Source organism: Planococcus massiliensis (assembly GCF_000821325.1).
In the GTDB taxonomy this organism is placed as follows: domain Bacteria; phylum Bacillota; class Bacilli; order Bacillales_A; family Planococcaceae; genus Planococcus; species Planococcus ruber.
Window position 1 is genome coordinate 627,126 of record NZ_CCXS01000001.1, and the last position, 15,037, is coordinate 642,162.

17 protein-coding genes and 1 pseudogene are annotated in these 15,037 nt (G+C 44.5%); 8 read left to right on the top strand and 10 right to left on the bottom strand.

Translation table 11 applies throughout. The features are described 5' to 3' along the window. The first annotated feature begins 63 nt into the window (after positions 1–63). Genes BN1080_RS03155 through BN1080_RS03165 form a run of 3 tightly spaced genes read left to right on the top strand, consistent with a single transcriptional unit; the run spans position 64 to position 2,530 of the window. On the top strand, positions 64–786 hold the full coding sequence (locus BN1080_RS03155) for a gamma-glutamyl-gamma-aminobutyrate hydrolase family protein (RefSeq protein WP_052650480.1): 723 nt from the start codon (positions 64–66) through the stop codon (positions 784–786). Further along, on the top strand, positions 787–1,746 hold the full coding sequence (locus tag BN1080_RS03160) for a dipeptidase (protein WP_052650482.1): 960 nt from the start codon (positions 787–789) through the stop codon (positions 1,744–1,746). A 10-nt stretch (positions 1,747–1,756) separates the two neighbouring features. Next, positions 1,757–2,530 (top strand): class I SAM-dependent methyltransferase, encoded by a 774-nt coding sequence (locus tag BN1080_RS03165; RefSeq protein WP_052650484.1) that lies wholly within the window; start codon positions 1,757–1,759, stop codon positions 2,528–2,530. A gap of 36 nt (positions 2,531–2,566) precedes the next feature. On the opposite strand, the gene BN1080_RS03170 is transcribed toward BN1080_RS03165, so the two are convergent. The 4 genes from BN1080_RS03170 to BN1080_RS03185 form a co-directional block, all read right to left on the bottom strand. After that, positions 2,567–3,415, bottom strand: a complete 849-nt coding sequence (locus BN1080_RS03170) for a YihY/virulence factor BrkB family protein (RefSeq protein ID WP_052650485.1) — start codon at positions 3,413–3,415, stop codon at positions 2,567–2,569. 122 nt (positions 3,416–3,537) lie between these two features. Beyond that, positions 3,538–3,897 (bottom strand): YolD-like family protein, encoded by a 360-nt coding sequence (locus tag BN1080_RS03175; RefSeq protein WP_052650487.1) that lies wholly within the window; start codon positions 3,895–3,897, stop codon positions 3,538–3,540. A gap of 157 nt (positions 3,898–4,054) precedes the next feature. After that, positions 4,055–5,356, bottom strand: coding sequence for a hemolysin family protein (locus tag BN1080_RS03180; RefSeq protein ID WP_052650489.1), 1,302 nt, complete (start codon positions 5,354–5,356; stop codon positions 4,055–4,057). A gap of 94 nt (positions 5,357–5,450) precedes the next feature. Then, positions 5,451–6,077, bottom strand: a complete 627-nt coding sequence (locus BN1080_RS03185; RefSeq protein WP_052650491.1) for a YfbR-like 5'-deoxynucleotidase — start codon at positions 6,075–6,077, stop codon at positions 5,451–5,453. Between the two features lie 93 nt (positions 6,078–6,170). Here BN1080_RS03185 and BN1080_RS03190 point away from each other — a divergent pair, with 93 nt between their 5' ends. Beyond that, positions 6,171–6,650: a metal-dependent hydrolase gene (locus tag BN1080_RS03190; protein ID WP_052650493.1), complete on the top strand. Its 480-nt coding sequence runs from the start codon at positions 6,171–6,173 to the stop codon at positions 6,648–6,650. 67 nt (positions 6,651–6,717) lie between these two features. Further along, entirely contained in the window at positions 6,718–6,906 is a 189-nt protein-coding gene (locus tag BN1080_RS03195; protein WP_052650495.1) for a hypothetical protein, read from the top strand. Between the two features lie 123 nt (positions 6,907–7,029). Here the strand turns inward: BN1080_RS03195 and BN1080_RS03200 are convergent, their stop codons facing one another. Beyond that, positions 7,030–7,461, bottom strand: a complete 432-nt coding sequence (locus BN1080_RS03200; RefSeq protein ID WP_052650497.1) for a hypothetical protein — start codon at positions 7,459–7,461, stop codon at positions 7,030–7,032. Positions 7,462–7,751: 290 nt separating this feature from the next. Here BN1080_RS03200 and BN1080_RS03205 point away from each other — a divergent pair, with 290 nt between their 5' ends. From BN1080_RS03205 to BN1080_RS03215, 3 genes are all read left to right on the top strand, one after another. Then, the gene (locus BN1080_RS03205) at positions 7,752–9,239 is read left to right on the top strand and encodes a GGDEF domain-containing protein (protein ID WP_052650499.1); all 1,488 of its coding nucleotides are present in this window, start codon (positions 7,752–7,754) and stop codon (positions 9,237–9,239) included. A gap of 90 nt (positions 9,240–9,329) precedes the next feature. Next, the gene (locus BN1080_RS03210; RefSeq protein ID WP_052650501.1) at positions 9,330–10,007 is read left to right on the top strand and encodes an SOS response-associated peptidase; all 678 of its coding nucleotides are present in this window, start codon (positions 9,330–9,332) and stop codon (positions 10,005–10,007) included. 55 nt (positions 10,008–10,062) lie between these two features. Next, positions 10,063–10,911, top strand: coding sequence for a patatin-like phospholipase family protein (locus tag BN1080_RS03215; protein ID WP_052650503.1), 849 nt, complete (start codon positions 10,063–10,065; stop codon positions 10,909–10,911). Between the two features lie 42 nt (positions 10,912–10,953). Here the strand turns inward: BN1080_RS03215 and BN1080_RS03220 are convergent, their stop codons facing one another. The 5 genes and pseudogenes from BN1080_RS03220 to BN1080_RS03240 form a co-directional block, all read right to left on the bottom strand. Continuing rightward, on the bottom strand, positions 10,954–11,982 hold the full coding sequence (locus BN1080_RS03220; RefSeq protein WP_052650505.1) for a DUF4097 family beta strand repeat-containing protein: 1,029 nt from the start codon (positions 11,980–11,982) through the stop codon (positions 10,954–10,956). Continuing rightward, on the bottom strand, positions 11,975–12,298 hold the full coding sequence (locus tag BN1080_RS03225; RefSeq protein WP_052654367.1) for a PadR family transcriptional regulator: 324 nt from the start codon (positions 12,296–12,298) through the stop codon (positions 11,975–11,977). The genes BN1080_RS03220 and BN1080_RS03225 overlap by 8 nt, the downstream gene beginning before the upstream one ends. A gap of 201 nt (positions 12,299–12,499) precedes the next feature. Beyond that, positions 12,500–13,564 carry an IS3 family transposase gene (locus tag BN1080_RS16960; RefSeq protein ID WP_234398920.1) on the bottom strand — a complete coding sequence of 355 codons (1,065 nt, stop codon included), beginning with the start codon at positions 13,562–13,564 and terminating at the stop codon, positions 12,500–12,502. Between the two features lie 179 nt (positions 13,565–13,743). Continuing rightward, positions 13,744–13,848, bottom strand: a pseudogene (locus tag BN1080_RS17330) (hypothetical protein); the annotation flags it as partial. A gap of 91 nt (positions 13,849–13,939) precedes the next feature. Next, on the bottom strand, positions 13,940–15,031 hold the full coding sequence (locus BN1080_RS03240; protein ID WP_052650509.1) for an FAD-dependent oxidoreductase: 1,092 nt from the start codon (positions 15,029–15,031) through the stop codon (positions 13,940–13,942). Between the last annotated feature and the right edge of the window lie 6 nt (positions 15,032–15,037).

Here is a 15,037-nt window from a genome sequence, read left to right on the forward strand (position 1 = left end):
TAGTAATTTAGCGATTTATTCTGTATGTTTATTATATTCAGATAAAGTAATGGGGGATATAGAATGAGACCGATTATTGGAATTACCGCATCAAAAGAATTAGGGCACGACCATTATTCAATCGAGCAGGCTGATACCGAAGCTATTATGCAGGCAGGGGGGCTGCCAATCATGCTCCCGCATTTGCGGAGAGAAGAGGAAATTGAGCAGATTGCCGAACATATCGACGGTTTGTTTGCAGCAGGCGGATATGACATCGATCCTACCTTGTTTGGGGAAGAGCCGCATCCGAATTTAGGTGTGATTATCCCGTCCCGCGATGCTTTTGAACTGCAGCTGATGAAGAAAGTGCTGGAACTGGGAAAACCGATTTTAGGGGTTTGCCGAGGCGCACAGATCCTCAATATTGCGGTTGGCGGAGATATGTATCAAGACATCACCGATCAAATCGAAGGGGACTTGCTGCAGCATAAACAGCAAGCGCCGAAATTCCACGGCTCCCATTTCGTTCACGTACCGGAGGGTTCTTTGCTGAACCGGTTGACCGGGAGCGTGAAACTGACAGTGAACAGCCGCCATCACCAAGCGAACCGCCGGGTTCCGGATTCGTTTTTGATCAGCGGCAAGGCAAGCGATGGTGTAATTGAAGCGATTGAAAGCACGGAACACCGTTTTGTCCTCGGTGTCCAGTGGCATCCGGAAAATATGGCGATTGCATCGGATGAAGCTTCTATGAAGATTTTTAAAGGGTTCATTGAAGCGTGCATGGAAGAAGGGAATGAGTAAATGAAGATTATTGATACGCATTGCGATGCTTTACTAAAACTTCAGTTAGCCAAACGCGGCACTTTCTACGGCAAAGAACCGTTGAATTTCACGAACTCTGATCAACTTGATACAAATTTTCAGCGTTTGCAGGCAGGCGGCGTCTACGTTCAGTTCTTCGCGATCTTTTTATATCCGGACCTGCCTGACAATGAAAAATGGCAGCATGCCTTGGAACAAGTAGACCTGTTTTATACAGAAATTCTTGGGAAGAATCCTTCTATGAATCACATTAAAAAATGGGAAGACATCGACTCGCTGAAGGAAGGAGAGATTGGTGCAGTTCTAACGCTGGAAGGGGCCGATGCGTTTGGCAATGATTTGATGAAATTGCGCCAATTGTACCGTTTGGGTGTGCTTTCGATTGGGCTCACCTGGAACAATGCAAATTTATGTGCAGACGGAGCCGGTGAACCAAGAGGCGGCGGGTTGACGCTTCTCGGCAAAGAAGTGGTTCGTTTGAACAATGAACACCGAATTTTTACGGATGTCTCCCATTTATCTGTCAAAGGCTCCTGGGACGTCATGGAACTTGCCGATTATCCGATTGCCAGCCATTCCAATGCACGCGCTTTATGCGATCATCCCCGAAATTTGAACGACGACCAAGCGAAAGCGATGTTTGCCAAGAATGGCATGATTGATGTCGTCTTTTGCCTTCCTTTCATTAAAGAAGGCGGGAAAGATGTGGGAATCGCCGATTTGGTAAAACACATCGATCATTTCAGCAATTTAGGCGGCGTTAAACATATCGGCATCGGGTCGGATTTCGATGGCATAGACGCCTATATGAAAAATTTAAATAATGCTTCGGAATTCCAGAATTTGATCAATGAGCTGCAAAAGCACTTCAGTGAGAGCGAAGTGGAAGGCTTTGCTTACCGAAACTTTTTGGAGCACCGTCCGGCAGCTAGAAGATGAGGGAAGTATAATGGAAAATACAGCAAAAGAAAAGGTGAAGGAAATATTCGGGAAGAATGCGGATAAATACGTGACGAGCGATATCCATGCAAAAGGTGATGATTTGGCCTTGCTGGTGGATTGGCTGAAGCCGAAAGAAACCTGGACGGTTCTGGACATTGCCACAGGAGGCGGCCACGTATCAAAAACTCTGGCTCCTCATACATCTCAAGTCATTTCGACTGATTTGACAGAAGCCATGCTTGAAAATACGGCAAAGCATCTGCGGGCAGAATATCAAAATATATTTTACGTAGTGGCGGATGCAGAAAGCCTGCCATTTTTAAATGGCACATTTGATGCGGCAGTTTGCCGGATAGCGCCGCACCATTTTCCGCATCTCGAAAAGTTTATTGCTGAAACTGCCCGGGTGCTGAAAGCCGGCGGAAGGTTTGTGCTGATCGATAATACGGCTCCGGAAAAAGAAGAGCTCGCGGAATTCATGAACATGACCGAGAAGCTCCGGGATGATAGCCATGGAAGATGTTTGTCCAAAACAGAATGGCGGCAGCTCTTGCAAGAACACGGATTAGAGGAAATCCAGTCCGCGGACCGTAAAAAAACATTCCAATTTCCTTCCTGGGTGAGGCGGACAGCAGAGACGGAGGAGCAAATCGAACAAGTTCGCCGCCACCTCTTATCAGCTACCGAAGAAGAATTGAATTATTTTCAAATACGGCAGCAGCATCAGGAAATTGAAAGCTTCGCCATCGATGAATGGATGGTTTTAGCCGAGAAAAAATAAAGAAAACACCGGACCCATGCGAGTCCGGTGTTTTTGCTATTCTTCATAGACTTGCGCAGGTGCATTTTTTACATTTTTTCGTCTATGCAATATGGCATTGATTTCGGCTCCGATGACTAAGATCAGTCCGGTCAGGAAGAACCAAAGCATTAAGACGATTAAGCCGCCAAGGCTTCCATAAGTTGCGGAATAGCTGCCGAAATTAGCAACGTAGAACGAAAAGCCGAGGGAGACAACTTGCCATAAAACCGTAGCAATGACTGCCCCAATGATTACTTCTTTAAAAGGGAAATGCTTGTTCGGCGCAAATTTATAAAGGAACGCTAAAACGATGCTCATGACGGCAATGGAAATCACCCAGCGAAGAACTTGGAAAATGATTTCCGTTTGGGACGGCAAATTCAGGAAAGAGCTGATTGAGTCAATAATAGCTCCCCCAAAAATCGGCAGCACTAAAGCGATAATGACTGCCACCAGCATGAACAGCGTCAAGATAATCGCTGTCCCTTTGAGTTTGATGAAAGAACGGCTTTCTTCTACATCATAGGCTTGGTTAGTTGCTTCGATAAAAGCGGTCATCGCATTGGAAGCCGACCAAAGCGTACCGAGAATACCAAATGTCAACAATCCGCCGGAAGGAGTGGTCACAACACTGACAATAGTATCTTCGAAGGTGTTTGCGACTTCTCCGGGAAGAATAGTGCCGATGAAATCCATTACCCGGTTGGGGTCTAGCTGAAGATAAGGAAGAATTGCGAGTAAAAGGATCAATAAAGGTACGATTGCGAGTAAATAATAATAGGCCTGTGCAGCAGCAAGCGTCGTCGCATGGTCTTTCTTGAATTCGCCTGCCAGCTCTTTGGCAATTGATACAGCTTTGCTCATAGCTTTAACCTCCTGTAGTTGAAATTAGTTATTCATTATATGCCCTATCTTAGGAGAGTTTAACCCTAAATGAGGAAAGAAGCGGCATGGTAGGCCTACCATGCCGCTTCTTAGGTTATAGACTATTCGATTGTTTTTGCGCCAATAATTTCAGCAAAGGAAATCTTCTCGCTTTGCAGCCCTATGTCCAAGAAGAGGAATTTAGCATTCAAGTCGATGGCGGCAATGGTTCCGGTAAAAACTTGGGACTGGCTGCGCCAAAGGCGGATCTCAATGGCACATTGCCGAACCACTGCAAGGTGAATTTCTTCGTAGATGGCTTCGAGGTCAAAAGCGTCCAAATCGGGCTTTTTATTGAAAGGATCCTCTTTTTGCCAATCCCGCAGCATCTGGACATGCTCCGGCAGCATCATGGCTGTCCACTTGATCCCTCCCCGGTCTTTAATTTGGCCATTTAGCGTCAATTGTTTGTTAATCTTCATCGTTGACCCCTCCTTGTAAAAAAAGATAGAACATTTGTTCTTATATTATAGAAAAGGTAAGGAAAGGTCAAATAAGAACAGGGGAAGAGGGGAGCACTGCCTTTCTTAAATCATAAAAAAATCCCCTGAATGGTCAGGGGATTTTCTGCGAAATCGGTTAATCTCTTAGAATGTCTACAGCCACTTTTGAGATGTGGTGATTATCCATTTCCAGGATAGACCAGCGATGGCCGGCTTTTTCGACGACATCTCCGGTTTCAGCTTCAATGAGTTGATGCTGGATCCAACCCGCAATGGTGTCGATGTCTTCGCTGTCGTCAAATTCCAAATTAAAGCGTTCGTGAAGGTCTTTCAAGAGTACGCGTCCATTTAAAATATAGCGGTCATCGCTTTCTTTAATAATTTCAGCTTCTTCTTCATCGTCAAATTCATCGCGAATCTCCCCGACTATTTCCTCGAGAATGTCTTCCATCGTGATAATGCCGGACGTCCCACCGTATTCATCAATGACCAATGCGATATGAGTGCGGTCTTTCTGCATTTTCATCAGGGCGGTCTGAAGCGGCGTCGTTTCATGGAAATAGGGAAGGTCGTGGATAAACTCTTCCATTTGAACGTCGCCGGCCACTGCGAAATGTGTCAAAATTTCCTTGGCGTTGATAAAACCGATCAAATCATCTTTATCGCCATGATTGGCAATCGGATAGCGCGTATATCGATGTTCGCGCAGTTCCCCGAGCAATTCCTCACAGCTCAAATCTTGCGGAAACGCTACGATTTGAGTACGGGGAACCATGACATCTTTTGCGCTGCGTTCGTCGAATGCAAAAATGTTCTGCATAAAAGACAATTCGGTTTGGTTGATTTCGCCGCTTTGGAAACTTTGGGCCATGATGATTTTCAATTCTTCTTCTGAGTGGGCTTGTTCTTCTCTTGCCGGCTGAACGCCAAAAATGCGCAAGAATACACGGGCAGAGCCATTCAACAGGAAAATGAATGGTGCCATGATCTTGCCGAACAAGTATAGCGGCGGGCTCAAAAACAACGTCATGCGTTCTGCAAATTGAAGAGCCAGTGATTTTGGCGCCATTTCTCCAATGACGACATGCAAGAAAGTCACAAGAGAGAAAGCCAACACAAAAGAAATGACAATGGAAACAGAATTAGGCACACCGAGCGTTTCAAAAAGCGGGTGCAAAAGGCGTTCAATGGTCGGTTCTCCGAGCCACCCGAGTCCGAGTGCCGTCACCGTAATCCCAAGCTGGCAAGCGGAAAGATAATAATCCAGGTTGCCAACGACTTTTTTTACAAGGACGGCTTTCCTATTGCCTTCTTCAATCAATTGTTCGATGCGGGACATCCGGACTTTAACGACGGCAAATTCTGCACCGACAAAAAAGGCGGTTAACGCGATTAATAAAACGAGTAAAGCTAAATTCACTAAAAGTATGGGGTCCAATAAATTCCCTTAACTAAGGGATTCACCTCCGAGATTTTTTGGTATTATGAACAATTTAACATAATTTGACCCGGAAATATACAAGGAACTCCCTTTAGTCCTCTAGCACTTGGCGCGTGATCTCTTTAATATCAATGACGGTTTCTTCACTTATTACATCATCGAGCATCACTTCACGGAAATAAGTGACGCTTGCTTTTAACGGAATGGCCAGCAATTTTTTTAGCGCGATGCGGTACATGGCGACAAATTCCTTGTCGGCGTTGCCTCTTTTCAATTCTGCGAACGATTCGTAAAATTGGTCCAGCTTGTCTGCCATTTCCAGCAGGCGGCCTTCAATGGTCGCGTCTTTGCCTTCCTTCATCCGATCAAAAAACACGTCTTGGAATTCTTCCGGGATTTCGCGCAGGATGAATTTCTCCATCATGCCTTCCTCCACTTTGGCAATCATTTCTTTGAGTTCGGGCGAAGAGTGTTTGACCGGCGTTTTGATGTCCCCGATAAAGACTTCTGCAAAATCGTGATTGATTGTTTTTTCATACAAGGATTTCCAATCGATGGTTTGGCCATCGCGTTCTTCGATTGTAGCGAAAAACAACGCATATTGGCTGACTTTCCAGGAATGAGCCGCCACATTGTGCTCTTCAAATTTAAATCTTCCGGGAGCGCGGATAATCCGCTCCAAATCGTTTAATGAAGTAAAAAACTTATGAATTCCCATTCCCTCTACTCCTTTATTATTTTCTATACCAACACCATACCCCATTTTGCGTATAATGAAATAGACATTCTAAAAAAAGGGGAATAATCAAGCATGACAGGAAAAACACACATCACGGGGGGCATTGCAGCAAGCCTTGCTTTTGCCCAAATCACAAATTATGATCCTGTCGTACTGCTCATATCCGGAGTGGCAGGGGCAATTTTGCCGGATATTTGCCACGGAGGCAGTAAAATCGGAAGAACGTTTCCAGTTCTTTCAAAAGTGGTCAATAAATTATTCGGGCACCGCACATTTACGCACAGCCTGTTGTTTCTAGTACTGATGGCCGTTTTATTGAATGCTTTTGGAGTTGAGGAAGCGGTCACTGCGGGGCTGCTTGTTGGCATGGCAAGCCATTACGTATTGGACATGGCAACGAAGAATGGGATCAAGCTTTTTTTTCCGCTGAAAATGACCGTCCGCTTTCCGGTCACGACAACTACAGGCGGCACAGTTGAATATCTTGTTTTCGCAGCACTCTCAGTGTTGGTCGTTTACTTTGGATATGACATATTCTTATCTTATTTTTAAAAAAATCTTTGTTTTATAAAAGGCGAAGTGGGAATACTCCTTGAAAATGGATAGAGGAGGAGAAGTTATGGGCAAAGATAATTTTTCTGATGAGCGGCATCCAAGAGAAGAAGGGAACCGAAGAGAACGCGAAGAATATGAAAGCATTGAGCAAGAATCTGCAGAAGATGGAAAAGAAATGGAAAAAAGAGGGGCTCACAGCAATGAAGGGATTGGCGATGAACAGAATCCCATCGGAGAGTCAGAAGAAGAATAATCGAAAAAGCAAAGCATGCCAAATGGGTGCTTTGCTTTTTTTATGGAAATAAATTGGAAAGCTGGCATTCTTGTGTATCTGCCCGCAAAAAATCCCGCAATAATCATTCATTGCGGGACACCGTTATATTTTTTTAAAGAATGAAATGATTTGCTTTTTCGAAGGCTCTTGCAGCCGGTAGCGAAGTTCTTTGTTTTGTGTATTTACCAGATGGTAAGCAGGATTCTCAGCAACAGTGAATTTCCAATGCGGCTTCGTGTTTTTCTTTTGGATCTGCAACTCTGGCGGCATCATTTTTGTTCGGAAACTTTCAAGTTTTGCCATTAAAAAGGTATCCATATACCGTACGATTAAAAAGCCTTGCTGACGCTCAGGATCAAACTTAGCCAAGTTGAATTCACTGATATCAAATCCCTTTTCGTAACGCTGAACCGATGGAGACAATACAAAACAATCTTCGTTCGTAAAGATAGTTGAATTCCCTTGCTGTTTCAGCCCAAGTTCTTCTACCAGAAAATCTTTATTGACCAGACTCATTTCTCGTGCAGTAGCCATGTAATTCCTCCTATTAAACTAATGATATCTCCATTATACCACTCTTTCGTTCGGAAATGGGCAAAGATTGCCGTTTCGTCAGGCTTTCGCATCTAATTGGCTAAAGGATTGCCAAAAGATTTGAATTTTTTCTGAAAATGGCATATTTTATCGTTCTGGAAGAAATGATAGAAGAAAGTGAAAAGACAACAGAATAAAGTGGAAAACTCAAAATAAAAACCGTTCTAATTTGTAAATTAAATAATATAATAGTCTTGGTAGTTTTGAATTAGTTAGAGGAGGCTGCAAAATTGATCCGGAATTTCAAAATACGCTTAACTTTAATCATTCTCGTATTTTCGATAATAGTTTCTTTTTCTGTAGCCTTCCTCAACTTTCGCCAAATGGAAAAGCTAGCGGAAAGAGAATATTCGGAAAAACTGCAATTAGTAGAGGAAACAGTAGTCAATTCCTTAAAATCCGTAGACGGCGCTTACGAATTATTTGATACGGAGATTACAGACCGCATGAAATGGAACAGTGAAGAATTGCTTAAACGCTATTCAGAGAATCCGGATGTAAAGAGCTGGGATTTGATTGTCTTAAAACAAAAGTTCAATATGGATATTTATGTCATTGATTCCCGCGATAAGATAGTCCAAAGTACGGATGTTTCCATAGCCGAAAAGGAAACGGAACGCCTTTTTTCTAATCTCGATGAACGGCGAAACGGTTTGGCTTTTATAGAGGAACCGATGAAGCTGCAGCAAAAAGATGGAGAAATTAAGAAATATGGCTATGTGCCTTCACCGGACCATGAATATCTATTTGTCCTCGCCTATTCTATAAGCGATAAAACCATTTACCACACATTCAATTTTTTGGTGGCAGCCGAGGAACTGATTTACACCCATGATTCCTTGAATGCCATACACATTTATGAAACGGACGGCTCCTTGGTGGATGGAGCAAGAACGATGGAAGACGATGAAAATCCCGTCATTGCCGAGTCGAAAAAAGCGGTTTTTGAAAATGTCCTCGCCAATGGAAAAACATTGGAGATGGAGGGAGAGTGGGAAGGCGGCGACGTCTTCTACCGCTATATTCCATACACGGCTTTAAACAGCCAAGGGATGCCGGTCCAGCGAATTATCGAGATGGTGCGCAATGACCAGGAGCTGAAAGCGGTATCGATGGAATATAAACAAAACTTCATTTGGTCGCTGCTGCTCATTTTGGCAATGGCCATCATTCTTTCTTATTTAATCGCACATTGGTTAGCGCGTCCGATTTATTTAGCTTTCCATGACAGCCTCACAGGCTTAAAAAACCGGGCTGCATTTGATGATTGCCTGAAAGCGCTATTGCAGAAGAAAGACAGCAAACCCGTGTTGATGATGATGGATTTAGACAATTTTAAACTGGTCAATGACTTTCTTGGGCATGACGGAGGCGACGGGTTTTTAATGCGGACCGCTGCAATTATCCAGCATCATGCCGGGAGAGAAATTGTGGCAGCAAGGCTTGGTGGAGATGAATTCGCGGTTATTTTTCCGGAGGCACACCAGGAAACGATTGAACGTACAGCTTCGCTGTTAATCCGCGAAATGCGGACGCTGATGCTGCAGGAGCCTGGAACCGATGCAATTGATGTAACCGTCAGTATTGGCATCGCCTTCGGCCAAGAAAATGATGACGCAGAAACTTTATATAAAAAGGCGGATCTCGCGCTATACGAATCCAAAAATTTTGGCAAGAACCAGTATCGCTTTTTTACAGGAGATGCGATAAATGTATAGGCAGGTAAATAAGATGGAAATAACAAAAAACAAACAATTCTGTTATATCGGATAATAAGGAACCGACTTCATTGAAAGAAGGGATTCAATATGTGCGGAAGATATTCGTTATATGCAGACTACAGTGCCATATTGCAGCGTTTCGATATTGAAGAAGCCGCTATACGTGAAGAGGATTACCAGCCAAGCTACAATATTGCGCCCAGCCACCAAGTGTTGGCTGTCGTTAACGACGGCTCGAAAAACCGATTGGGTTTGCTCAGATGGGGATTGATCCCGCCTTGGGCTAAAGATGAAAAAGTAGGATATAAAATGATCAACGCACGAGCGGAAACCGCAGCCGAAAAACCGAGTTTCCGCAATGCGTTCAAGAAAAAACGCTGTCTTGTAGTAGCCGATTCTTTTTTCGAATGGCAGCGGAACGGTTCCGGAAAAACGCCGATGCGCATCAAGCTTAAATCAGAAGAGCCTTTTGCTTTTGCGGCTTTATGGGAATCCTGGAAGTCGCCGGATGGAAAAACCGTAAATACTTGTTCAATTTTAACGACCAAACCGAATGATTTAATGGCGGCTATCCATGACCGTATGCCAGTCGTATTAACGAAGGAAGCTGAAAAAATATGGCTGGATCCTAAAGTGCAAGACCCGGAGATACTTGGAGAATTATTGAAACCTTTTAATCCGGAAGAAATGGAAGCTTATGAAGTATCTGAAGCGGTGAATTCACCCAAAAACAATGGGCCGGAATTAATTGAGAAAATAGGGTGAAAGCAGGCTGGCAGAAAATTTGCCGGCTTATTTGCATAGGAAAGGGCGGTGTGCCATGAAAAGCGGTTTGATTTTAGAAGGCGGCGGCATGAGAGGGGTTTATACAGGCGGGGTTTTAGAACGGTTTTTAGAGGAAGCGGTTTTTGTAGATTATATCATTGGCGTATCTGCAGGAGCGTGCAATGCCTCATCTTACATTTCCCGCCAAATGGGGAGAAACCGTGAAGTCACCATCGGCTACGTCCAGCACCCTGATTATATTTCCGTGAAGAATTTGGTGCTGAAAAGAGAGCTGTTTGGCATGAATTTGATCTTTGATGAAATCCCAAACCGGCTTGTGCCGTTTGATTATGCCGGATTTCAAAAAGCGACGGAAGAATTTGTAGTCGGAACCACCGACTGCATGACAGGTGAAGCGGTCTATTTTGAAAAGCGGGATCATCCGGCAGATGTTTTATCCATTGTTAGGGCGTCCAGCTCCTTGCCTTTTATGGCGAAGCCGGTAGAATTCGAAGGCCGCCTTTTAATGGACGGCGGGGTAGCAGATCCGATTCCCATCCGAAAAGCGCTTGAGGACGGGGTGACAAAACCGATTATCGTATTGACCAAAGAAAGGGGCTACCGAAAAAAAAGAAATTCTTTCGCTCGTTTAATGCCGGCTTTTTACCGCCAGTTTCCTGGCATCATCAAAAGTATGGAAAATTGGTATCTCCGCTACAACGAAACAATGGAATTTATCGAACAGCTGGAAGCGGAAGGGAAAGCAATCATCATCCAACCTTCAAGGTTCATAAAAATGACCGGGATGGAGCGGGACGTCGAGAAGCTTACAGAGCTTTATGAACTAGGCTATCACGATACAGAGCAGAAGCTGGAAGAAATCCAGCGTTTTCTCCGTTCATGACAGGAAGAAAGCCGCTGAGAGTTCAGCGGCTGAAGCAAAAGCTTATGATTTTTTTACTTCGATGCTGCCATTATCCGTCTTCAAAATGATGGAATGTTGGCCGGAGCCGTATACCGTATGATTGCTTTTTACGCCGAAAATTTTTGCCTTTCCGTAATCCTTGTGGGCGTGGATAGAAGCATTCGTTGGTTCTTCTGCTGTTTCAACCGTAATGCTGCCGTTGTCTGTTTTCAGGGTGATGTCGCGTTCAAGATTGGAAGTGAACAATCTGATTCGGCCGTTATCGCTTTCTGCAGAAATTCTCCCTTCCACACGATCCATCAAGATGCTGCCATTATCGGATTGAAGCCTGATTTGCGCCGCTTCAATGTTCTCCAGTTCAATCTTGCCATTATCCGATTTCATCTCGGCTTTTTCTGTCCGGCTCGATTTCAATTTCAAAGCGCCGTTATCCGAACGAATGCGCAATTCAGCCGTTTTGAGATCTTCAAAACAGATGCCGCCGTTATCTGATTTTGCCGTTAAAACGCTGCTTTCCAAATCGGCTCCATCGATTCTCCCGTTATCTGTCACTATTTTCAGGGAATCATAGATCTTAGAAGGCAGCTGGATACGTACACGAGGCGATTTCGTATTGATTGCAAAACTGAAAATTCCCCATTTCTTTGCTTCCTCTTTTAAAGTGATGACCAATGTCCGGTCCAAGACATCCACAAACAACTGCTGATTATAGCCTTTGTCCTCTACGTCCACATGCATTTTCCCGTCTTGTGATAATCCGATGTCCAATGTGCCGTTGTCAATTTGAATATCCACTTTATCAAATTCGTCTTTTGAAAGGTTGACGGCTTTCGGTTTTGCTTCAACTTGGCTGAAGTCAAATGAAGCGAGCAATTCTTGGGCAATAGCTGCCGGCGCCCCAAGTTCCGCTGCGATTTCTTCGTCTTGTTTTCCGTCACGGCGTCCATTTAAAAAGTATTCGCGAATATCTTGAGAAATGTCCTGTCGTTCTTCTGCTGGCAATTGGTGCAAAACCGCTTCTAGCTCTAAAAGAAATTGGTGTTCAGTCATTGGAAATTCCCTCCTCGATCAATTGGTTGACGCCATCGGTAAAACTTTTCCATTCAGTCAGTTGTTCGGCAAGATATGTTCGGCCGGCTTCCGTTAATGTGTAGTATTTCCTTGGCGGGCCTTCGGAAGATTCCTGCAAATAAGTGGTGAAATAACCTTCTTTCGTCAATCTTCGCAATAAAGGATAGACAGCGCCTTCTGATATGGAGATGCGGTCTGAAATCTTTTGAACCAACTCATACCCGTAGCGGTCTTGCTTTTCCAGCAACACCAAAACGCACAGATTTAAGACCCCTTTTTTAAATTGGACATTCACTTTCATTCACTCCTTTCTACGCTATTGTTCATTGTGCAGTAGTGAATATAGAACAATATATCATGTAGTACTATTCATTGCAAGGTAGTAGGGAGAAATGACAGAAAATTTTTTAAAAGGCTTGATATTTTTAATCAATAAGTGGACGAAAAAAGAGGCCGCCGTTGAAAGTGAACTGACCCAAAAAAGTTAGACAGAAAATTAAGCAGCTTGCTCGACATGAGTTCGGTACTCCACCGGACTCATGTTTTTTAATTTGCTCTTCATTCGTTTCTGGTTGTAATACACCATATAGGCATCCAGTTCCTGGCGGAAATGGTCTATACTCTCAAATTTCTGCAGGTAGAAGAGTTCCGTTTTAAGAATACCGAAAAAGTTCTCCATGACGGCGTTGTCGAGGCAGTTCCCCTTACGGGACATGCTTTGGGTAATCTTTCGATGCGCTAATGCGGTCTGGTATTTTGTCATCTGGTAATGCCAGCCCTGATCCGAGTGGAGGACAAGTTCGTCGCCAGGCCCCAGACGTTTAAAAGCCTGATCGAGCATGGTGGAAACCAAGTCAAAAGTCGGTCGGCTCTGAACGGTATAGGCAATAATTTCACTGTTGAACAAATCAAGCACAGGGGAAAGGTAGAGTTTTTGTCCGAAAAGGGAGAACTCTGTCACATCCGTCACCCACTTCTGATTTGGTTTGTCGGCCATGAAATCCCGGCTCAGCACATTCGGTGCCGTCTTTCCGACATTGCCCCGGTAAGAACGGTATTTCTTCATCCGCACGTGGCAGGTAAGACCGATGGCGTTCATCAACTTCAGAACGGTTTTCGGATCCAGCTGGATGCCTCTTTTCTGCAGTTCAATCTGGATATTCCGATGGCCATAACGTCCTCTGTGCTCGTGAAAGATGAGGGAAATGACCCTTTTTGTCTCTTTGTATTTATCGGGACGTTCCCGATGTTTAATCCAATAATAGTAGGTGCTCTTTGGGATAGATGCCACTTGAATAAGGTCGACGACCTTAAAATCATGCCTTAGCGCATAGATTACTTGTGCTTTAAGTTGCGTGGTGACGCTTCCTTTTCCTTCACTAAGGCATTCAACTTTTTTAAATACGCATTCTCCATGCGCAGCCGTTCGACTTCTTCCTGAAGGGTTTCGTTCGACTCTTTTGACCGTACGGGTTTCTTCGGTTTCTCTTTCATGGATGGACGCCCCTTTTTCTTTGGAATCAGGGCGTCTACTCCATTTCGATCCATCGCTTCCTTCCATTTTACTACTGTGGTTCCGGAAGGAATATTGAAAACGGCAGCTGCTTTAATAGAGGACGCCCCAGTCTCGTTCATAAAGTTCAGTACGTCCAGTTTAAACTCAGCTGGATAGTTTGTATACCGTTTCCGAAACCCTTCTTCGCCGTGATGCCGATACCGTTCAATCCATTCTTGGAGCCCTTTTCGGTTAACGCCATAGCGTCTGGCAATTTCATATTGAGAATCTAGGTCGGCTAAATAGTCTCGAGCTGCCTGTAGTTTGGTTTCAACCGTAAATTTTGACATAGAAAAACTGCACCTCCACTGTTAGTTGTGTCTAACAATTTCGGTGCAGTTCAAAGGCTGCCTCTGATTTATTTATTTTCCATTCTACGATTTATTCGTAAAGCTTTTGATACGTCTTCATAAATTTGCGATCGATGTGCTGCTTTAAAAGCCATGGCCACTTTCCGTGGATAGATCGCTTGCCGTATAAAAGCAAAGCTTCCTGATTGCCCGTCGACAGGATGGAAAGGAAACGCTTTTGAGGGACAAAGGGCTTCAGCGGCTGATGGAAGAGGAAACGTTGCAGGTTCTCCCATAGCACTGGGCCTTGCCGGACAGCATAAACGCCGTTTTTGGCAAGAGAAGGATAGGATTTTATGCTTGCGCAGTCGCCTGCGCCAAAAATGGAAGGGAAGGCATCACTCTGCAAAAATTCGTTGAGCAATAAAAAGCCGGAAGAATCTACCGGCAATTTGGAATGCCGGAACAATGCGGGACTTGCCGGCCCGGTGAGCCAAAGGATTTCGGACTGGGGATATACGCTGCCGCTGCTCGTGCTAAAACTTTGCTTATCTATTTGAATGACGGTTTGATTGGCCAGAATCTGCAGCCCTTTGCGTTGGGCGATCGCTTCGATTTTCTTTGAAATATGCTCACCCTGGGCGGCCAGTAAAGGAGAAGAACTGACTACAGCGACATTTTCCAATAGGCAATGCTGTTTTCGCCACGCTAATGCAGCCAGTGCCAGCTCGACGCCGGAAGCACCGCCTCCGACGACTGTTGGATAAGCAGCTTTACGAAATGAAGCGATGGTTTCCGAAAAGCGGAAGTTAGGTTTAACGGTGGAAACAAGATCTTTCCATTCATTCGGCACGGCCGTTTCTGAACCGATATCAAACGAGGCCGCATCATATGTATAAACCTTGCCTTTGGTTCCGACCATTTCTTTATTGTCTGCATCGATTTGGACAATCCGGTCCTCAATAAAGATTGCGCCTGCTTTTTGGCACATTTTTTGGAGATCGATTCGGGTCTCTTCCAGCTTGTAAAACCCTTCAGCAAATCCTGAAAACATTCCTGAATAGTATTGGAAGCGGGACGTAGAGATCAATAATACGTGCACATCCTCCAGCCCTTCAAGAATCAGCTGCCGCAAGCCATATAAATGGGCATGGCCGCCGCCAACCAGCACGAGGGTTTTCATTTCCTC